This is a genomic window from Mesorhizobium sp. CA13 (assembly GCF_020165235.1).
GTDB lineage: Bacteria > Pseudomonadota > Alphaproteobacteria > Rhizobiales > Rhizobiaceae > Mesorhizobium.
On the sequence record NZ_JAIUHS010000008.1, the window covers coordinates 225,674 to 245,561 of the forward strand.

Annotated in this window: 19 protein-coding genes; 8 read left to right on the forward strand and 11 right to left on the reverse strand. The window is 62.6% G+C overall.

What is annotated here, in order from left to right:
• Positions 1-12: 12 nt before the first annotated feature.
• Positions 13-327 (reverse strand): hypothetical protein, encoded by a 315-nt coding sequence (locus tag LB566_RS19770; protein WP_224625910.1) that lies wholly within the window; start codon positions 325-327, stop codon positions 13-15.
• Between the two features lie 37 nt (positions 328-364).
• On the opposite strand from LB566_RS19770, the gene coxB reads away from it, so the two are divergent.
• The 5 genes from coxB to LB566_RS19795 all read left to right on the forward strand — a co-directional run bounded on the left by coxB (position 365) and on the right by LB566_RS19795 (position 6,020).
• Positions 365-1,666 (forward strand): cytochrome c oxidase subunit II, encoded by a 1,302-nt coding sequence (gene coxB / locus LB566_RS19775; protein WP_318012765.1) that lies wholly within the window; start codon positions 365-367, stop codon positions 1,664-1,666.
• Positions 1,663-3,606 (forward strand): cytochrome c oxidase subunit I, encoded by a 1,944-nt coding sequence (ctaD, locus tag LB566_RS19780; protein WP_224625764.1) that lies wholly within the window; start codon positions 1,663-1,665, stop codon positions 3,604-3,606. Before coxB ends, ctaD begins: the two co-directional genes overlap by 4 nt.
• On the forward strand, positions 3,603-4,205 hold the full coding sequence (locus LB566_RS19785; RefSeq protein ID WP_224625766.1) for a heme-copper oxidase subunit III: 603 nt from the start codon (positions 3,603-3,605) through the stop codon (positions 4,203-4,205). The genes ctaD and LB566_RS19785 overlap by 4 nt, the downstream gene beginning before the upstream one ends.
• A 1-nt stretch (position 4,206) precedes the next feature.
• A complete protein-coding gene (locus tag LB566_RS19790; protein ID WP_224625768.1) occupies positions 4,207-4,548 on the forward strand; it encodes a hypothetical protein in 342 nt (113 codons plus the stop codon).
• Between the two features lie 107 nt (positions 4,549-4,655).
• Entirely contained in the window at positions 4,656-6,020 is a 1,365-nt protein-coding gene (locus LB566_RS19795) for a c-type cytochrome (protein WP_224625771.1), read from the forward strand.
• A 39-nt stretch (positions 6,021-6,059) separates the two neighbouring features.
• Here the strand turns inward: LB566_RS19795 and LB566_RS19800 are convergent, their stop codons facing one another.
• Positions 6,060-6,998 (reverse strand): LysR family transcriptional regulator, encoded by a 939-nt coding sequence (locus tag LB566_RS19800; RefSeq protein ID WP_224625772.1) that lies wholly within the window; start codon positions 6,996-6,998, stop codon positions 6,060-6,062.
• Positions 6,999-7,123: 125 nt separating this feature from the next.
• Between LB566_RS19800 and LB566_RS19805 the strand changes: the two genes are divergently transcribed.
• On the forward strand, positions 7,124-7,336 hold the full coding sequence (locus LB566_RS19805; protein WP_224625774.1) for a tautomerase family protein: 213 nt from the start codon (positions 7,124-7,126) through the stop codon (positions 7,334-7,336).
• Between the two features lie 33 nt (positions 7,337-7,369).
• Positions 7,370-8,110, forward strand: a complete 741-nt coding sequence (locus LB566_RS19810) for an SDR family oxidoreductase (RefSeq protein WP_224625776.1) — start codon at positions 7,370-7,372, stop codon at positions 8,108-8,110.
• Positions 8,111-8,226: 116 nt separating this feature from the next.
• On the opposite strand, the gene LB566_RS19815 is transcribed toward LB566_RS19810, so the two are convergent.
• From LB566_RS19815 to LB566_RS19845, 7 genes are all read right to left on the reverse strand, one after another.
• Complete coding sequence (locus tag LB566_RS19815; protein ID WP_224625777.1) at positions 8,227-9,759, reverse strand: M81 family metallopeptidase; 1,533 nt, start codon at positions 9,757-9,759, stop codon at positions 8,227-8,229.
• 9 nt (positions 9,760-9,768) lie between these two features.
• Entirely contained in the window at positions 9,769-10,719 is a 951-nt protein-coding gene (locus LB566_RS19820; RefSeq protein WP_224625789.1) for an ABC transporter ATP-binding protein, read from the reverse strand.
• Positions 10,716-11,624: an ABC transporter ATP-binding protein gene (locus LB566_RS19825; protein ID WP_411910493.1), complete on the reverse strand. Its 909-nt coding sequence runs from the start codon at positions 11,622-11,624 to the stop codon at positions 10,716-10,718. The genes LB566_RS19820 and LB566_RS19825 overlap by 4 nt, the downstream gene beginning before the upstream one ends.
• 5 nt (positions 11,625-11,629) lie before the next feature.
• Positions 11,630-12,451: an ABC transporter permease gene (locus tag LB566_RS19830; protein WP_140497347.1), complete on the reverse strand. Its 822-nt coding sequence runs from the start codon at positions 12,449-12,451 to the stop codon at positions 11,630-11,632.
• 3 nt (positions 12,452-12,454) lie between these two features.
• Positions 12,455-13,390, reverse strand: a complete 936-nt coding sequence (locus tag LB566_RS19835) for an ABC transporter permease (RefSeq protein ID WP_140497345.1) — start codon at positions 13,388-13,390, stop codon at positions 12,455-12,457.
• A gap of 111 nt (positions 13,391-13,501) precedes the next feature.
• Positions 13,502-15,094 carry an ABC transporter substrate-binding protein gene (locus LB566_RS19840; RefSeq protein ID WP_224625792.1) on the reverse strand — a complete coding sequence of 531 codons (1,593 nt, stop codon included), beginning with the start codon at positions 15,092-15,094 and terminating at the stop codon, positions 13,502-13,504.
• 67 nt (positions 15,095-15,161) lie between these two features.
• Entirely contained in the window at positions 15,162-16,787 is a 1,626-nt protein-coding gene (locus tag LB566_RS19845) for an amidohydrolase (RefSeq protein WP_224625826.1), read from the reverse strand.
• Between the two features lie 294 nt (positions 16,788-17,081).
• Between LB566_RS19845 and LB566_RS19850 the strand changes: the two genes are divergently transcribed.
• Complete coding sequence (locus LB566_RS19850; protein ID WP_224625828.1) at positions 17,082-18,062, forward strand: LysR family transcriptional regulator; 981 nt, start codon at positions 17,082-17,084, stop codon at positions 18,060-18,062.
• Here the strand turns inward: LB566_RS19850 and LB566_RS19855 are convergent.
• Together LB566_RS19855 and LB566_RS19860 are read right to left on the reverse strand one after the other, a co-directional pair.
• On the reverse strand, positions 18,049-18,849 hold the full coding sequence (locus LB566_RS19855) for a M55 family metallopeptidase (RefSeq protein WP_224625830.1): 801 nt from the start codon (positions 18,847-18,849) through the stop codon (positions 18,049-18,051). The genes LB566_RS19850 and LB566_RS19855 overlap by 14 nt on opposite strands.
• Before the next feature lie 2 nt (positions 18,850-18,851).
• Positions 18,852-19,880 (reverse strand): P1 family peptidase, encoded by a 1,029-nt coding sequence (locus LB566_RS19860; RefSeq protein ID WP_224625832.1) that lies wholly within the window; start codon positions 19,878-19,880, stop codon positions 18,852-18,854.
• Positions 19,881-19,888: the final 8 nt, after the last annotated feature.

Consider the following 19,888-nt stretch of genomic DNA (forward strand, 5'->3'; position numbering starts at 1 on the left):
CTACAGGTGCTGTCAGGCCGAGCCTCGTCCCGGCAATTGCGTCTGTTCGCTGACCTGTTTCCGCAGTTCCTCCCGCGCGCGTTCCACCTGGCCCTCGCCGGCGGATTGCGAGGCACTGCGCCCCGACCGATCCAGCCTGTCCAACTCGTGCTCGACCGTTTGGCGAGACCCCTCCGCCGGATCCTCTTCCGGATGGCTGTCGTCCGCAGCCTGCTCCTGCCGCGTCTCTTCCCTGCCTCGGCGGTCGTTGCGCGTCGCGTTCTGGCTGCGATCGTCCTTGCCTGCGACGCTTTGATTTCCGCCGGCCGTTCTGTCTGTGTTGCTCATGGCTAGTTCCTAAGCTTTCACGGCGCGGACCCGTCCGATGCGTCCCGTGCCTTTGCCTGGAGAAACGGACATATCCGCCATTTGGTTGCGCTCCCGGCGCGCAAGCATCGGGCCGGCGCCAATCGCGTGGCGGACAAAGCCGGCCATCGTTGCCAAGCATCCTTTTACAGCGATCCGCGTTATCGCCTTCATCGATGGTGAATTTTACATGGCAAGATGCACGGGCCGGTTCATCCGCCTCCGCCAAGGACGGCGATCATCGATCGCGCCCGCCCTTGCACGTGCAGCTCGAACCGCGCACCGCAACCGTTTTCCAGACATCCCGAAATGGGTCGGCCCCGCGTCTACACTAGGGTGGACACCGGTCCTGAGCGGGTGCAGCGACTGGCAATCCGCGCTCCACGCACACGGTGCGAATGCCCGTGCGATTCTCGATCTGATCTGGTCCTTTGGCGCGGTGGCGACGATCACCTGGCTGCTCGTCATGCTCGCCCTGGTAATGGCGCTCTTCCATCGGCGCCGGGCGCAAGCAGCACCCCCGCCGCTGGTCATCGACAGCCATCAGGAGCACAGGTTTGGCCGCGCGGTCGGAAGCGCCGTCGCGGCGACCTCGCTGGTTCTCGCTGCACTGACGATAACGAGCTTCTTCGCCGGCAAATCCATTGCCTCGCTGGGCGGAAAGGAGACACTCACCATCCGCATCACAGGGCATCAATGGTGGTGGGAGATACGCTATCCCAACGATGATCGGTCGCGCATGATTGTCACGGCGAACGAAATCCACGTTCCCGTCGGCGAACCGGTCAAGGTCGAGCTCGATTCGATCGATGTCATTCACAGTTTCTGGGTGCCAAGCCTCGCCGGCAAAAGGGACCTCATTCCGGGCCGCCCGAGCGAGATCACCCTCATTGCCGACAGGCCCGGTGTCTATCGCGGCCAGTGCGCCGAGTTCTGCGGCTACCAGCATGCCCACATGGCCATCACCGTCATCGCGGAAAGCCGCGAAGCGTTCGAGGCATGGCGATCCAGACAAGACGCCGCCGCCATCGCGCCTGCCAGCGAGGAGGAACGCCGCGGCCAGCAGGCTTTTCTTTCTACCGGTTGCGCTCTCTGCCACACGATAAGGGGCACGCCGGCCAAGGGGACGGTCGGGCCCGACCTTACCCACCTCGCAAACCGGCATGCATTGGCCGCCGACACGCTGGCCATGGCGCCCGGCTCACTTGCCGCGTGGATCGCCGATCCGCAATCCATAAAACCCGGCGCGAAGATGCCGCGCATTGCTCTCAGCGCCGACGATCTTCATGCGGTCGTCGTCTATCTTGGAAGCCTTGAATGAGTGGCGTTGCCGGGAAGACGGCCGGGCAAAGACAGGAAGCGGCCCTGAAAGGCATCCGCGACACCGGCCTCGACGAGGCAAGACTGCACGACTATCTGGCGCATGCCTGGCGGACGCAGAACGGTCTCTATGGCTGGCTCGTCACGGTCGACCACAAGCTGATCGGACGGCGCTATATGGTGACGGCCTTCCTGTTCCTCGCCCTTGCAGGCCTGTCGGCACTTGCCATGCGGTTCCAGCTTGCCACGCCGGAGGCACGCCATATCGGCCCCGATCTCTACAACCAGCTCTTCACCATGCATGGCACGACGATGATGTTCCTGTTCGCCGTACCTGTCATGGAAGCGTTCGCCATCTACCTGGTGCCGCTGATGATCGGCACCCGAAACGTCGCCTTCCCACGGCTCAATGCCTTCAGCTACTGGGTCTATCTTTCAGGCGGGTTGATGATCTGGATCGCCTTCGCTTTCGACACCGGCGCGGATGCCGGCTGGTTTTCCTACGTGCCACTCGCCGGACCTGAATATGGGATCGGCAAGCGCCCCGATTTCTGGGCGCAGATGGTGACCTACACCGAAGTATCCGCGCTCGCGGTCGCCGTCGAGATTATCGCGACCGTGTTCAAGCAGCGCGCTTCGGGCATGTCACTCGATCGCATCCCGCTCTATGTCTGGTCGGTCCTCGTCACGGCTTTCGTCATATTGTTCGCCATGCCCGCCGTGATGGTGTCGAGCACGATGCTGATCCTCGACCGGCTGGTCGGCACCAGGTTCTTCGACCCGGCGGCTGGGGGCGACGCACTGCTCTGGCAACACCTGTTCTGGTTCTTCGGCCACCCGGAGGTCTATATCATCTTCATTCCCGCGACCGGCTTCGTCTCGGCTATCCTGCCGACCTTCGTGCGCCGCCCCGTCTTCGGCTATCTCGGGATCGTGCTGTCGCTGGTTGCGATCGGCTTTCTTTCCTTTGGACTGTGGGTGCACCACATGTTCGCCACCGGCCTGCCGCAGCTCGGCGAGAGCTTTTTCACCGCCTCCTCGATGATGATCGCCATTCCGAGCGGCATCCAGATCTTCTGCTGGATCGCGACGATCTGGGGCGGCCGGCCGATCTTTGCAACGCCACTGCTTTTCGTGCTCGGCTTCATCTTCACCTTCGTGATCGGCGGGCTGACCGGGGTCATGGTCGCCTCGGTGCCGCTCGACCTGCAGGTGCACGACACCTATTTCGTGGTCGCGCATTTCCACTATGTGCTGGTCGGAGGCGCCGTCTTCCCCCTGCTCGGCGCTGTCTACTACTGGTTTCCCAAGATCACCGGCCGCATGCTGTCCGAGAGGCTCGGCCACTGGAATTTCTGGCTTGTCTTCATCGGCTTCAATCTCACCTTCTTCCCGATGCACATGCTTGGCCTGCAAGGCATGCCGCGGCGCGTCTACACCTATCCGCCGGCGAGCGGCTGGGGCGGCACGAACCTGTTCATCAGCATCTCGTCGCTGGTGGTGTTCGCCGGCTTCGCGCTTTTCGTCCTGAACGTGCTGCTCAGCCTTCGCAACGGCCGCATCGCGGGAGACAATCCCTGGGGGGCGAGCACACTGGAATGGGCAACGACGTCGCCGCCGCCTTCCTACGATTTTTCGCGCCTGCCAGTGGTGACCCATCGCGAGCCGCTCTGGGCCGAAGCCGACATACTCCCGGTCGTCGAGGGCCTGCGCGTCGACGCGCGCGAAGTGCTTGCCGGCACAGTCGCCGATGCGGTGCCGCAACTGCGCGTGCCATCGGCCGACAATTCGATCTGGCCGCTGCTCTCGGCCATTGCCGTGGGCGGCGCGTTTCTGGGCTCGATATACACGCCATGGGCGGTGGTCTGGGGCGCGATACCGGTCTCGATCGGCTTCATCTGCTGGTTCTGGCCGAAAGGCGAGCCGGAGGACGAAGAATGAGACACCGGCCAACCGTCGACGTCAGCCACCTGCCCACCTATGATTTTGGAGCGGCGAGCCCGATCTGGTGGGGAACGGTGGCCTTCATCGCCCTTGAAGCGACCGGTTTTGCCCTGGCGATCGGCACCTATTTCTACCTGGCTGTGCAGGCGCGGCATTGGCCGATCGGGGCGCCGGCACCCGATCTCCTGCCGGGCACGGCAATATTGGTCATTCTGCTTGCCAGCGCCGTTCCCAACCGTCTGATCGATCTTTGGGCGCGGCGGCAGGACCTTGTGAAGGTGCGCATCGGCATCGTCGTCATGTCGATCGCCGGAATTCTTCCCCTGATCGTGCGCATCTGGGAATTTCCCGCGCTCCGGATCTCCTGGGACCAGAACGCCTACGGGTCGATCGTCTGGTTCCTGCTCGGCCTGCACACGACACACCTCCTCACCGATGTCGGGGACACGATCGTGCTCGCCGTTCTCATGTTCACCAAGAAAGGCAACACCGGACGTCACTTCAGCGACGTGTCGGACAATGCCTTCTACTGGGACTTCGTGGCCGTCTCATGGGTCGTGCTCTATCTCGTAATCTACTGGGTCCCGAGGATGTAACATGCAGGCGATCCGCACGGGCGTTTCCTGGGCAGGCCTGGTCACCGGACCAACAGCATGGGCGGTATCGCTGCAGCTCGATTATTCAATCGCATACTGGCAATGCAGCGTCGGGTTTCGGCCCACCGCCCTGTTCTCGCTGACAGGCGCCGCCATCGCGGCGCTGGGCGCCCTGGCCTCGTGGCGCGCTGTTCGTGATCCAAGGCACGGCACGAGCCCGCCCCTGAAGGCGCGCACGCGCGCGTTTCTGGCCAGGACTTCGGTAGGCATCGGGGCCCTGTTCACGCTCGTCATGCTGGCGCAAATGGCGGCCGGATTGATCTTCAGCGGGTGCGAACTGTGACTGTGCAGCGGAGCCGACGAGCGGTCATCCGCCAGGGGCAGCGTTCGCGTCGGCCTGCCGCAGGGATTCCGTTCCTCGCCGTCCTCCTACGCGTAGTCGCGGCCGTCATGGCGTCGCTGGCGCCTGGCACGCCGCTGCGGGCGAACGAGATCCAGAAAGGCGAATATCTTGCCCGAGCCGCCGATTGCGTCGGCTGCCACACGTCCAATCCGAGCCGGCCTTTCGCCGGAGGCTATCGGGTACCGACGCCGTTCGGCGATGTCTATTCCACCAACATCACACCGGACCCCGACACAGGCATCGGGCGCTATTCCGCCGACGAATTCGTGCGAGCCGTGCAGAAAGGCGTCAGACGCGACGGGGCCGATCTCTATCCCGCCATGCCATACGACAGCTTCGCCGGGATGAACCGCGAGGACGTGCTCGCGATCCGAGCGTACCTGCTCACGAAGGCGCCGATTTCTCAGCCGCGGCCGCCAAACATCCTGCCTTTTCCATTTAACCAGCGCTGGACGCTCTGGTTGTGGAAACTTGCCAACCTCCACGCTGGTGGCTTCGGGCCAAATCCAAGCCGAACCGCCGCGTGGAACAGGGGCGCCTACCTGGTGGAGGTGCTTGGGCACTGCGGCGCCTGCCACACGCCGAGGAATACGACCTTCGGCATGGATGAAGACCGCAAGCTTGCCGGCGGCAGCGCCGGCATCTGGCAGGCGTTCAACATCAGCAGCGACAAGATCGCGGGCATAGGCGGCTGGAGCGATGAGGAGCTGTCTCGGTTTCTCAAGACCGGCGCCGTGCCTGGAAAGGCGTATGCGGGCGGTCCGATGGCGGAAACGGTCATGAACAGTCTGCAATATCTTTCGGACGACGATATTCGTGCCATCGTCGCCTATCTCAGGACCGTGCCCGCCCGATCGGGAGACGAGAAGCGGCCGCGCTTCGCGTGGACCAATCCGCCCGCAGCCGCCCGCGATGCCGGGACGAAGACCAGCGTGCAGGGTAGCGGGGTCGCGGTGGGCGACGATCTCTACCGGTCGCTCTGCTCGGGATGCCACGGCCTGAATGGAGGCGGATCGGCGGATGGCACCTATCCATCACTGACCAACAACAGCACTCTCGGCGTAACCTCGCCCGAGAATGTCGTCATGACCATCCTTGAAGGCGTCAAGGCAGGCGGCGTCGCGGGCCGCAAATCGATGGCGGCCTTTGACGGCTGGCTGGACGACGGCCAGGTGGCGGCCCTTGCAAACTATGTGACCGCGCGCTTCGGGGACCCGGAAGTCAGTGTCACGGCAGCCGATGTGCGCCAGATGCGGGCAGGCTCGACGACGGAGCAGACAGTCATGGTTCTGGCGGCCCAGGCGCTGGTGGCCGGCAGCGCCGTGCTCGTGCTTAGCCTGGCGCTTTTGCTCGCCAGACGCCTTCGCCTGCACCGGCGGCACCTCACATTCATGCATAGAGACGGGCGATGAGACGGCGTGCCGAAGCGTGGCCTACAACGATGAACTGCCTCAGCTTGATATCTCGACCGAGCCCTTCTGAGAGGAACTCCCGGCAGCGCCGCGAGGGGCGCGAAAGACGTCCGCCAGCCAATCGATGAACACCCTGATCCGCGAAGACAGATGGCGGCTCTGGGGATAGAGCACGGATACGGGTATCGCCGGGGGTGGAAAGGTTTCCAGTATTGGAACCAACTGTCCGGCGGCGATCTGATGTTCTACGCGATAGCGCGGGACCTGTATCAATCCGAGCCCGGCAACGCCGGAGGCCGTGTAGATTTCGGCGCCCCGGACGACAATATCGTAGGGTAGTGGAACCTCTCTTGCCGCGCCGTCCTTATAGAATTCCAGCGGGTATGGCTGCCCTGTCGCGGAGGCGGTATAGGCAACCATGCGGTGGCCGCCGAGATCATCCGGTGTCGAAGGGACGCCGTGACGTTCGAGATAGGCTGGGCTCGCCAGGGTGAGTTGCTCGAAGGCGGTTATGCGGCGACCGATCAGAGACGAGTCGGACAGTTCGCCGGCTCGCACGACGCAATCGACGCCTTCAGTGATGAGGTCGACCATCCGGTCGCCTTCGCTGAGGCTGAGCGAGATGCCGGGATAGCGCGTGATGAACTCGGGCAAGACGGGCATGACGAAAAACCGCGCGATGGTCCCCTGCATATCCACACGAAGCGGACCCTTGGGTTCGGCATTCCTGAAGACACTCTCCACCTCATCCAGGTCCGCAAGGAGCCGTATGCAGCGTTCGTGGTAGAGCGCGCCATCGAGCGTCGGCCTCACAGTTCGGGTTGTCCGTTCGAGGAGCCGAACACCGAGATCCGCTTCCAGGCGCTGGATCGCATGGGTGGCGGTGGGACGCGGAACCTGCAGGTCCCGCGCGGCCTGAGCAAAGCTCCCGCGCTCGACGATCCTGACGAAGAGCCGCATGATGTCGATGCGATCCATGGCGATCTCGTAGTCGATTGTTATGGACTTTGAAATGGTGATGTTGAAATCGGCTTTCTAGTGCTGGTTTTAAAAACAGCTATCTTCACACCATTCAAGTCATCAGATCGACAGGAGTGAAGATCATGCCCTTCGTTAATTTCAAGGTCCCCGAGGCGGCCCTGAACCGGGCCCAGAAAGAAGAGATCGTCCATCGGGCCACGGCGATGCTCGTGGAATATTTCTCCGAGGCCGCTCGGCCGCACACCATGGTCCTGATCGAGGAAGTCAAGGACGGCGGCTACGCCCGCGCCGACGAGGTCTTCGTGGTCCCCGAGGACTATCGAGCGAAGGATTGATGTCGGCAGCAACACGGCAAAGGAACAACGACAATGACTAGCCCAACGAACAGGGTTGCGATCGTCACGGGAGCGTCTCGCGGCATTGGAGCGGCCATCGCCCGCCGGCTGGCGAGCGACGGCCTCACGGTCGTCGTCAACTATGCAGGCAGTGCCAACGCGGCCGCCAAGCTGGTGGATGAGATCGAAAAAGCCGGTGGTCGAGCCACCTCCTTCCAGGCCGATGTCAGCGACCCGCAAGCTGTGAGACGGATGTTCGATTCCGCCGAAGCGGCCCATGGCGGCGTCGACGTGCTGGTGAACAATGCCGGCATCATGAAGCTCGCGCCGGTCGCCCAATTTGATGATGCGACCTTCGATCAGACCATCGCGATCAACCTCAAGGGCACGTTCAACGGCCTTCGCGAGGCGGCGAGGCGCCTGCGCGACGGCGGCCGCATCGTTAACTTCTCGACCAGCGTCGTCGGACTCTACCAGCCGACCTATGGCGTTTACGCGGCCACCAAGGCCGCGGTCGAAGCGCTCACCCACATCCTGGCGAAGGAGTTGGGATCCCGCGCCATCACGGTCAACGCGGTTGCGCCGGGACCGGTGGCCACCGAGCTTTTTCTCGAAGGCAAGGATCAGGCTACGCTCGACCGCATCAAACAGATGAACCCGCTCGGCCGTCTGGGCGAGGTCGACGACATCGCACGCGTCGTCTCCCTGCTGATCGGACCGGACAGCGGCTGGATCAACGGCCAGATCGTCCGAGCGAATGGCGGGGTCATCTGAGGAGCAGGATCAAGGCCGCGCCGGCGCGCCTTTGTCGCGAAAAACCCGGCAGATGTGCCCCGCTGATGCTTTTCGCGAAGGCCGGCTGAGAAACGATGCGGCTCGAGCAGAAGTGGTTAGAGTGTGTCGGCCAAGGAAACGGGACGAACAAAGCGCTCGAAATCCTTGTCGAGCGGCCAGAGCGGGCGCGGCGCGTGGATATAGGGACGCCGATCTGCCCGCGGCGTTGCCAGCGCGCCCGCATCGCAGACGATGACCTTGCCCGCTATCGGCTCAAATGCCGCCCGGAAATGCTGCATCGACTTCAGGACCAACACGCGGCGGGCCGTCGGTTCTATCCCGAAAGCCCGCAATTGCTGAAGGTCGACCATCTGCTGCGCTTCTGAAACGACCAGGACTTCGATCCCGTCGACATCGATTACGGCGGTGGGCCCGAAACTATGGGCGAGCCCGCCCTGAATCGGTCCGTCGCCGACATAGGTGCCGTCCGAAAGCCTGGTCAGCACACCCGTCACCGTCAGCGGGCCGCCGCCGAAATTGGCGTCGCCCTTGCCGCCGATCGTCACCGTCACGGTTTCGCCTTGCCGGTGACGGTGCAGTTCATTTGCCGCTTGAGGATCGATCATCGGCGCGAGTACCGCACCCCTCACTCCCGCATCAAGCAGGCCCTTCAACAGCGCGGTCGAGTCGCCGTAGGAACCGGCGCCGGGATTGTCGGCATAATCGGCAATGACCAGTGGCTTGTCGCCGCGCCAGGCATGCGCCTCGGCAGCAGCCTGGTCGACCTCGATGAAAACATTGCGTTTCTTGGTCCGACCCTGCCAGATCTTGTCGGCAAGTTCCTCTGTCACACGCATGGCGGCTGCCTTGGCGCCGGGATCACGGCTGTCATAGGTTGCGAGCACGGTGGGACCGACGCAGGACACGTCTGCCCCCGTGAAGGCTGCGTTGACGGAAACCGCGAGCAAGCCCTCGGCCTCGGCCTCGCGGGCGCGGTCATAAAGGGCCAGAGTCTCGGGAATGTCGGTGCGGCCGGAATTCGCTTCGTCCAGCATCGGCACATGCGCCCTGACGGTCCGGGGCGCGATTTCACCTCTCATTGCGCGATCCAGGATACGGGCGGCATGCGCACCGATTTCGCGCATATCCACATGCGGATAGGTCTTGTAGGAGACAAGGATCTGCGCGTCCCGAACCATGTCTTCCGACACCATCGCATGAAGATCGAGCGTTACCGCAACAGGAATGTCCGCTCCGAGTTCGTCCCGCAGAAGGCCCAGCAGATACCCTTCCCCGTCGGGGCAAAACTCGGGCACCATCGAGCCATGAAGTCCAAGCAGCACTCCGTCGAGGCGGCTCTTGTTCGAACGCGCCGCCTCCAGGATAATATCGGCGATGTGGTCATAGGCGGCTTTCGTCACCCGTCCCCCAGGCACGGCATGTGCCGAAATCGCGTGGATCACATTCCAGCCTGCCGGTTCCGCCACATCCATGAACCCGGCAAGTTCGGTATTGGCGTTGCGCCGGGCGCGGATCGCGTCATCGCCAAGGAGAAGCGTGTCCACCTGAAACTGCGGCAAGTCGGTACGGAAGCGCGAGAACGTATTGCTCTCATGCATGAATTCGCCGGTAAGGACGGTGAAGGTCATGGGCAATTCCTATTGCGCGAGGCGCACGCGATGACCGCGGCCGATCTCGACAAGCTCGCTTGGCTCGGGTTCTTCGTCGGGATCCGGACGGCGCGAAATGTCGGGCGAAAAGCGGGCGGCGCCTGGAACGAAGGCAGCATCCGGCAAGGCACGTGCCCCGGTCAGGATCGCGTCGGGATCGGGGACCGAACCGATCAGGCGACGCGTGTAGGGATGCGTCGGGCGGCTGAAAATCGAATGCCAGTCACCCTCCTCCACCACGCGGCCGAAATACATGACGGCAACCCGATCGCTGACATGCTCGACCACGCTCAGATCGTGGGAGATCATGATGTAACTCAAACCCAGCGTTTCCTGCAGGTCCATCAGTAGGTTGATGATCTGCGCCTGGATGGACACGTCCAACGCCGACACCGGCTCGTCCAGCACCAGGATCTTCGGGTCAAGCATCAACGCCCGCGCGATGCCGATCCGCTGTCGCTGCCCACCCGAGAATTCATGCGGATAACGGTCGGCGTGATCGGGGGTCAGGCCAACGCGGGTCAGCATCTCGGCGACGCGGTGGCTGGCCTCGCTTCCCTTGGCGATTCCATGCAGAGAAAGCTGCGAGGACAGCATGCGGCCGATGGTCTGGCGCGGATTCAGCGACGCATACGGGTCCTGAAACACCATCTGGGCGATGCGCGCGCGCTCCTTGCGGGCGGGGGCGCCAGGGCCTGTCAACGGCTTGCCCTGGAACAGGATCTTTCCCGAAGTCGGCTCCTGCAGGCCCATCACGGTCAGCGCGGTGGTGGATTTTCCGCAGCCGGATTCACCGACGATGGACAGGCACTCTCCCTCGTTCAGCGTCAGGTTCACGCCCTGAACGGCACGAAGCGTCCGTTTTGACCCCAACAATGAGCGACGCTGCAGCGGGAAATGGACAGTGAGGTCGCGGATTTCCAGAAGAGGCTGGTTCATGCGATCGCCTCCAGGCCAAAGCCGCGCGGCGTGGTCAGCGTCGGTGCGTCGCGTCCACGCTCCTCGCCCGTCACGATCTGGTCAAGTTCGGTCAGGCGAGCGCGTCCCACCAGCGTTCGCGACCCCAGGCGCGGACGCGCCGCGAGCAGGCCGCGGGTATAGGGATGCAGCGGATTTTCGAACAGAGCCTTGGTGTCCTGTTCCTCGACAAGCCGCCCCCGGTCCATGACCCCGACGCGTCGGCACATATTGGCGATCACGCCCAAATCGTGACTGACCAGCAGCACGGCCGTTCCTTCAGCCGTGCAAAGCTCAGCAAGCAATTCCAGGACGCCTGCCTGGACCGTCACATCAAGCGCGGTGGTCGGCTCGTCCGCAATCAGCAGGTCGGGACGGCAGGCCAGTGCAATGGCAACCATGACGCGCTGACGCATCCCTCCCGACAGTTGATGGGGATAGGAGAGGGCGCGTTCCTCGGGCGCCGGCACCCGAACGCTTTCCAGCGCCTCGACGGCTTTCCTGCGCGCATCCGACCAGCCGAAGCCCCTGTGAACGACGAACATTTCCGCGATCTGACGGCCAATTGCCATCAGCGGATTGAGCGCCGTCATGGGCTCTTGAAACACCATCGCCATACGGTCGCCGCGCAGACGGCGCCTGGCGCGGCCGCCAAGCTTCAACACGTCCTGGCTCCGGAAGAAGATCGAGCCGCCGGTCACCTCCAGCGGGCGCTTAAGCAGCCCCATCACCGAAAGGCCGGTGATGCTTTTGCCCGAGCCGGATTCGCCGACAAGTCCGTAAGTTTCCCCGGGCAGGATATCGAAAGACACGCCGTGAAGGATTTCGTTCCGCTTGCCGACGCCGATGCGCAGGTCGCGGACGGACAGAACAGGGTCGGGAAGGATGCCGCTCATGCCTGCCTGATCCTCATATGTGGATCCAGCATGTCGCGCAGCCCGTCACCGAGCAGGTTGAAGCCAAGGACCGTGGCGAAGATTGCGAGGCCGGGGAACAGCGAGGCCCAGGGGGCGGTGCGGATCAGTTCGCGCGCATCGGTCAGCATGTTGCCCCAGCTCGGCTGCGGCGGCCGGATGCCGACGCCGAGGAAAGACAGTGCAGCTTCCGCCAGAACCGCGCCGCCGATGCCAAGTGTCGCGATGACCAGCACCGGACCGACGATATTCGGCAGTATCTGCGTGCGCATGATATTAGCGTCGCTGAAGCCGGCCGCCCTGGCAGCCTGCACGAAGCCCTGATTCTTGAGCGACAAGGTGGAACTGCGGGCGATGCGGCACGTCCAGGACCAGTTGGTCAGGCCCAAAGCGATCAGTAGGCTTGGCAAGCCGGGTCCCAACACCGCCATGATGGCGAGCGCGAATACCAGGGACGGGATCGCCAGCATGACGTTGGTCAGCCCGTTCACCAGATCGTCCCACCAGCCTCCGAAATAACCCGCCGATACCCCAAGCGCCATACCGATGCACGAGTTGATCAACTGCGAAACGAGGCCGACGGTCAGCGATACCCTGGCGCCGTAGAGGATACGGGAAAAGACGTCGCGACCCTGCCCGTCCGTGCCCAAAAGATGGTCCCAGCTCGGCGGCATTTCAGAATTCATCAAGTCGGCGTCGAATATCGGGTTGTACGGGGCAATCCAGCCGGCGCTGACAGCTGCGGCGACCACGAGCAACGCCAGCGCCAGCCCAAGGGCGAAATTGAAACGCAACCGCATGGATCAGGCCACCTTGATGCGCGGGTCGATCATGGCATAGGCGATATCGACCAGCATGTTGATGACAAGGAACCACAACACGATCACGATGACCGTGCCCTGAACCACGGGAATGTCGCGTGCCGACACGCTGTCTACCAGAAGCGACCCGATCCCTGGCCAGGAAAACAGTTTCTCGATCACGATCGCCTGCCCCATGAGCGAACCGATCTGAAGGCCAAGCGTGGTCAGGATCAACACCAGCACGTTGCGGGTAACGTGACTGCGCACCAGACGCGGTTCGGTCAACCCTTTGGCTCGCGCCGTGCGCACGAAATCCGCGTTCATCACGTCCAGAACGCCCGCGCGCGTGGTTCGCGCCAAGAGCGCCATCGGCGATACGCCGAGAGCGATGGCAGGCAATATGATGTAGCGGATGCCGCCGGGCTGGTAGCCGAAGCTCGGCAGCAGGCCGAGCTGCAGCGCAAAGACGTACATTAGCAGCAAGCCTAGCCAGAATTCGGGAACCGACAGGCCGGAAACCGCCAGCATCATCGTGCCGGTGTCCAACACGCTGCCGGGCTTCAGCGCGGCCAGAAATCCCAGAGGAATACCGACTGCTGCGGCAAAGCCCATCGCCGCCAGCGCCAGTTTGATCGAAGGCCAGAGCCGCGGCTCGATCACGTTCCACACCGGCTCGCGGGTGCGGTAGGAAATTCCAAGGTCGAAATGCGCCAGCCCCCACAGATAGTCCCACAGGCGGACCGGCAGAGGCTTGTCCAGCCCGAACTGCTCGTTCAGATGCGCCATCACATCGGCATTCGTGGCGTTGCGCCCCTCCGACATCAGGCTCGATATGAAGCTGCCGGGGACGACGCTGAATATCACGAAAATGATCAGCACGACCGCCAGCAGGGTCGGGATCATCTGCAGCGTGCGACGAAAGATGAAGCGCGACATCCGCGAATCCTGCCTTTCAACAACTGGGCGCCATGCGGCGGGCGGGAAGTGAGCGCCATGCGGCGGGCGGGGCCGTACAAACCGGTCCCGCCCGCCAACCATGCCATCGCGCTACTTGCGTGATGCGGGTGCGCTGTCGTCGATCCAGATGTCCTCGTAATCCTGGATCGCCAGTTCCGCGCCGTTCGGCTTCAGCCCGTGGACCCAGGGCTGGTAGGCCATGACTGCCTTGTTGTAGTTGAAGAACCAGACCGGAGCCTCGTCCTGTAGCAGGTTGTTGGCTTGCCTCAGAAGATCGTTCTGCTTGGCCGGATCGGTTTCGTTGCCTGCCTGCTCGATCAGCTTGTCGAAATCGGCATTGTTGAACTTGACGTAGTTGCAGGCAGTCTGCGACGTCTTCGAATAGAAGCAGTTCAGATATTTCAGCGGATCCGGACCCGACGAATTCGACCAGATAAAGGCATCAAAATTGTCGGACAGGATCTTGTCGGACAGGACCGAGCTTTCCACCGGGTCGGTCGTCACCGTGACGCCCACCTTGGCCAGCATCGGGATGATCGCCTCGACGATCGGCAGGCCCCAGCTTTCGTTCGAGGTCGCGGTGACCGAGAACTTCAGGCCGGTCTCGAACCCTGCCTCCTTCAGCAGTTCCTTGGCCTTTTCCGGATCATAGGCATAGGGCTTGGCGTCCTTGTCGAAGGCCGGCGACGAAAGCGGCAGCCAGGAGACCGCGGGATAAGCCTTGTTCTTCAAGAGCTTCTCGACAATCAGGTCCTTGTTGATCGCATAATTGATCGCCTGCCTGACGCGCTTGTCCTTGAATGCCTCGACCTTCGGATTGAAGCCGATATTGCGGGTGTAGACTTCGGCCACCTCAAGGATGTGATCCTTCAGCGCCGGATCCTGGCTGTAGGCCTCATACTGCACAGGACCGAGAACGTTGGTGTCGATCTCCGCATTGCGGAAGGCGACGTCGCGAGCCGAAGCTTCGCCCATCAGCATGATGTCGAGCTTGTCGAGGTGCGGCTTGCCCTTCTCATAGTAGCCGTCGAACTTCTCCAGTTCGACCTTCGAGCCCGCGACGTAATTGGCGAGCTTGAAGGGGCCAAGGCCGTTCGGCTTGGAGGCGAGCTGATCCTCCGGATAGTCCTTGGAGTAGATCGGCGCATAGTTCGACATCAGGTTCCAGCCCGGATCGGCCAGGTTGATGAAGGTGATTTCGATGGTCCTGTCGTCGATCTTCTTCAACCCGGAAATATGATCGGCCTTGCCTGCCTGAAATTCGGCGACGCCGGCGATCTGCAGCATCTGCTCGGCGCCCGGCAGCGCCTTCTTGGGATCGGCCAGACGGTTGTAGGACCAGATCACGTCATCGGCGTCGAGCTTGTCGCCATTGTGAAAGGTCGCTTCCCGGAGCTTGTAGGTATAGGTCTTGCCATCCGCCGACTTCTCTACCGTTTCGGCGAGGTCGAGCTCAGGCTTGCCGCTTTCCGGGTTCCATTTGTAGAGGGAGCGGTTGATCGCTTTGGCCACGATCTCGTCTTGCGTATGCGGTGTCGCCGTGATGTCCAGCGATGTGATGGAGTTGCCATAGGGTGCGGTAAACACCAATTTCCCCCCATCCTTCGGTGTGGCGTCCTGCGCCAGCGCGGCGGTCGCCGTTCCAAGCGCAAGCGCCGCGATCAAGCCAAGTCTGTTCAACATCCCTCAATTCCTCCCTGTGGTTCGTTGTTGATTTCCTGTCGGAGGCGGGCCCAACCGGCATCCCGCCTCAACTTCCTTCATAGACGATGCGCCCGTCCAGAATTGTCATCTCACAGCGCGTTTCACGCAGGATTTTCTCCGGTGCGGCCGTCAGGAGGTCATTGGAGAACACGGCGATGTCCGCGAGCATTCCAGGCTCCAGCCGGCCTTTCACCGTTTCCGCGCCCTGGGAGTAAGCACCATGTTCGGTATAGGCGCGCAACGCCTGTTCGGGCGTCAGTATCTCGGAAGCGTCCATTACCGTGCCCTTGTGCGTCTTGCGCGTCAGCATGGCGTAGAGGTCGGGGAAGGGATTGGGCGAACAAACCGGCGAGTCGCTGCCGGTGGACGGCTTCATGCCCAGACGATCCCAGGTTCCGATCGGATAGGAGCGCAAGCCGCGCTCCGGCCCGAGAACCGACACATAGGCGTCGCCGAAATCGTAGATGAAAGCCTGCTGAGGCGCGGGCAGGATGCCCGCCTTGAGCATCCGCTGGTTGATGGCATCGTCGACATAGCCGCAATGCTCGATCCGGTGCCGGTGGTTGTGATCCGGGTTGGCGGCGCGCACACGTTCATAGGCGCGCACGAGTTGGTCGATGGCGGCGTCGCCAATGCCATGACAGACCATGGTGTAGCCCATTGCCGTATAGCGGTCGACCAGTTCAAACAAGCGGGTGTCCGGCAGCATCCGGACACCGAAATTGTCGGGCTGGCCAATATATGGCTGGCGCATCCAGGCCGTGCGTCCGCCGGCCGAACCGTCCGTGAACACCTTCACGCCGCCGATGCGGAACATGTCGCTGCCGACACCGGTGACGAGGCCCTCGGCATGACAGGGCTCGACGATGGACGAACCGGGATCTCCCAGGAGCGTCGCCCAGACCCGGACCGGCAGCCGGCCGCCGCGCTCGGCCTGCCAATACGCTTCGATCTCGGTCATTCCGTCGATCTGGCCGACAGCCGCGTCCATGCAGGAGGTTATGCCGAATTGTAGCAAGTGCCGGCCGCCCGCCTCGATGGCGTCGATGATCTCGGGAAGCGAGGGCGTGGGCTGGACATCGTAGACGAGGTTCTGGGCGTTCTCCGCCAGCAATCCGGTCAGTTGTCCGGCTTCGCGGCCGATGAGGCCGCCATCCGGATCGGGCGTGTCGATGTCGATCCCCGCCAGCGCCAGCGCCCGCGAATTCGCGACAGTGACATGGCCGCAGGCGCGCGTGACGGAAACCGGGTGATCGGGCAGGGCTGCATCCAGCTCCTTCGCGGTGGGCATCAAACCGTCGGGATAGCGGGTCTGGTCAAACCCGCGCGCGGTCACCCATGCGCCTTTCGGCGTTTCGGCGGCACGTGCCTGCAAGGCCGCCATGAGCGCGCCGCGGGTCGGCGCGGCATCGGGCGTCGCATCGACCTTGCCACGCAGGAGCCCCGTCGAGATCAGATGCAGGTGCGCATCGTTCAGACCAGGCATTGCGAAGCGCCCGGCCAGATCCACGACCCTCGTGCCCTTTCCGATCAGGGGCTTGATATCGGCGTTGGAGCCGCTGGCCACGACCTGGTTGCCCAAGACCGCAATCGCCTCCGCGATCGGATTTCCGTAACCGGTCCAAATCTTGCCGCCATGCAAAACGAGATCGGCTTGGTTCTGTGAATTCATGCTGCCTTTTCTTCTCCCCCGGCGTTCACGGACGTCGCCGACATAGATTGACTTTGAGTGGCATTCCGTTTCGCACGCGGTCAGATTCTCCTCCCGCGCTCGACTTCACGTCCCCCCTGCCACTGGCTCCAATTGCCAGCTTTTCGTTTTGCAGACGTTGGGGCGTCAGCGATCACAAGGCCAATTCGGTTTTCGCAATCAAGCATGCAAAATTTGCATAACACAGCAATTATAATGAAATATGTTCCCCATTGCGGTTCGACCAATGCTCGAACGCAGTGGAGGAGAGGCCGCGTGGAAATCAAATGGCTCGAAGATTTCGTGACGCTTGCAGAAACATCGAGCTTTTCGCGGGCAGCCGAAATCCGCAATGTCACCCAATCGGCCTTCAGTCGGCGCATCAAGCAACTTGAGACGTGGCTCGGAGCACCGCTCATCAGTCGTGCCACCATGCCGGCCGAACTGACATCGGCCGGACGCAATTTTCTTCCGATGGCGCAGGACGCCATCAGGATGTTCTATTCGGTGCGCGAGTCTCTGCGCCCGCCCGCGGAACAGGGGCTTGTACGTTTTGCGGCCCTTCACACATTGACGATCACGTTCTTTCCGGTTTGGCTGCGGGAGGTGCAGCGGAACACTCGCACCTTCGGCACGTCCTTCATGGCTGACAGAGGCGGCATCGAGGCGAACCTGGCCGCCCTGACCGATGGCGAAACCGACTTCTTCCTGACCTATGCGCACCGCGAGGTGCCGTTTCACCTGGATCGCGACAAGTTTTCTCATCTGGCTATCGGATCGGATCGGCTCATCCCGGTCGCGGCGCCGGAACTGCGCTTCGACAAGTCGACCGTGCCCGCGGCGGGCATTCTGGACAGTCCGGAAACGGCGAAGCTCGCTCTGCCTTATCTCGGCTACGGTTACAGCTCTTTCTTTGGCGTCGCCCTCGGAAAACTCTTCTCGAAGCACTCGCCATTCCGGCGTCAGACCGTGCATGAAAGCACAATCAGCGCCGGGCTCAAGGAACTTGCCCTGACCGGCGCGGGCATCTGCTGGCTGCCAGAAAGCCTCGTCGAGAACGACATCTCCAATGGCGCCCTTGTCATCTGTTCGAATGACAGCACATGGACGCTCGATCTCGAGATACGATTGTACCGCAGCTCGGAGAAGACGCGAAGCACCATGGTGGAGGCTCTTTGGCAATCATCGAAGGCGCTGGCGCAAACGTTGAAGCCCCCCGCGCCAGCCGCGGGCACAGCGACCTTCAGCTCTTCATGAAGCGGAAGGCGCGCAGCACCTCGAAATAGTCGTTCGATGCAAAGGCGACGGCACGTGGTCCGTGCCGGCGCACCCCGGGATACCAGGAGGCGCGATAGGCATCGACGGGGTTGCTGAATTCGATGACGATCTCGACCCTTTCCGGCATTGGCGGCAAAGCTTGCCGGGCCCCGTCGCGCAACGCCTGTTCGACGCTCTCGCATATTGCGCCGCGCGCTGCCGCAGGGGCCAGGGAGATGGTGGCCGAGCCGACGCCTTTGAGGGTTTCGACAGTGGCTATCCCCGGGACGAGGGCTCTGGCGTCCGCGCAAATGCCTTCGTCGCCGGAAAGAAATACCGAGCGCACGCCATAGCGCGCGGCGCACAACGCATTCAATGTGAATTCGGACGCTGTTTCGCCATTCAGGATCAGCCGCGATATGCGCAATGTCGATGTGTGTGCGAGCGGGTTGTCCTCGACGCCGGCCTTGGAATGGTAGCCGGTGTAGAGCGCGGCATCGAAGCTTTCATCGATCCCGAACATCATTGCGTCCGGATGTCCCGACCAGCCCCTCACGATGCGCGCAAAAGGCGGCATGCGTTCGAGAATGAGGTTGCGCCCGCTGTCATGCGCATCCTTGATCATGATTTCAGTTGCGCCAGCGGCTCGCGCTCCTTCGCAGGCGGCCAGGACCTCCCCGGTCATCAGTTCGCGGAATTCCCTATGGTCGGCATGCGTTCTTTCCGCCTCGTCCCAGGATTGAATGCCCGCGGTGCCTTCGATATCGGCCGAAATGAAAATCTTCATGCTCAAAGGGGCTCCTTCAGCCAGTCGGTCAACGCCGGAATCCTGCGTCCATTTCGTCCAACCATGCTTTGCGCGGCGCACAGGGCGTTCAGAACGGCCTCGACCGTGGTTTCCACAACCGCTTCGAAAACGAGGTCTATGTATCTGTCATCGACACGCGAAATCGAAATGAACGGTGAAGACGGGACGTGCGGCAGAGGATCGGCGGTCGTGAAGGCGATGGCGATATCGCCACTGCCGTGTCCCCAATACGAACCGAGGCGGGCAATGCCGGCGCCGGCCCGGCTGGCGGCACGGTTCAATTGCCGGTCGTCAAGAGGAATATCGGTGCCGAGAATGATGATGATCGACCCGCTTTCAGGTTCGCCGAGCGCTTTGGGATCGGCTCTGCGGCCATCCGGGAGGACAAGATCCCCTGCCCTGCCGAAGTTGGACAACACCAGAGCGCCGAGCGTGAAGGCACGAGAGCCGATCTCGACCGACCTGGATGCGCTGCCGATACCCGCCTTGAAGCCAAACGACGTCATTCCGGTGCCGGCGCCGATGCTGCCCTGTTCGACCGGACCGGCGCTCGCGGCATCCAGCGCCGCTTCGGCGTCATGCCGGGTGACCGCCATTGCCTGAATATCATTGATGCCGCCGTCGTTGCATTCGCAAACGACGGGGTTGACCGTGCTGGTCTTGCGCCCGATCTCCGGGTTGGCGGCAATGGCACGCTTGATCAGCGCCTCCGCACATGGCGCGACCGAGAACGTGTTGGTCAGGAGGATCGGCGTTTCGATCGTGCACAGTTCGGCCAATTGCATAAGCCCGACAGACTTGCCGAAACCGTTGATGATGTCGACCGCCGCCCTGACCTTGGATCTGAACAGGTCGCCACCATGGGGCAAGACGGAGGTAACGCCTGTCGCAAGTCCGTCGGCGATGATCGTCTTATGGCCGACCAGGACACCCGGCACGTCCGTGATCGCATTGTTCGGGCCGGGCGGCAGCCGCCCCATGCCAAGGCCTAAACGCCGTGCCGCACCCATGCTCACAT